This window comes from Marichromatium sp. AB31, assembly GCF_003718685.1.
Classification (GTDB): domain Bacteria; phylum Pseudomonadota; class Gammaproteobacteria; order Chromatiales; family Chromatiaceae; genus Marichromatium; species Marichromatium gracile.
Map to the genome: position 1 here is coordinate 1 of NZ_RHFI01000075.1, position 335 is coordinate 335.

Below are 335 nucleotides of genomic sequence, written 5' to 3' on the forward strand. Positions count from 1 at the left end.
CGACACCAGCGCGCTCTACGATGCCGCGGGCGCCCCCCTGGGGCCGGTCGAGATCGTCGTCGCCGGCGCCGGCACCCTGGTGGTGCGCGGGCCCGGCAGCTTCCGCGGCGACGACGGCGACGCGGGCCCGGACGTCGACATCGTCCAGGGCGACGGCAGCGCCCAGGTGCTCTTCTTCGGTCCCGACGACGACATCATCCGCGGCGGTGGCGGCGACGACACCCTCGGCTCGGCCGGCGGGCGCGACCGCCTCTTCGGCGATGGCGGCGACGACCGGCTCGACGGCGGACTCGGCGCCGATATCCTCGTCGGCGGCAGCGGCAACGACCAGCTTG

1 protein-coding gene is annotated in these 335 nt (G+C 76.1%); it reads left to right on the forward strand.

The genetic code is table 11. From position 1 onward, the window contains the following. The coding region (locus tag EBL84_RS16795; protein ID WP_369958174.1) for a calcium-binding protein at positions 1-335 on the forward strand (335 nt) is incomplete at both ends.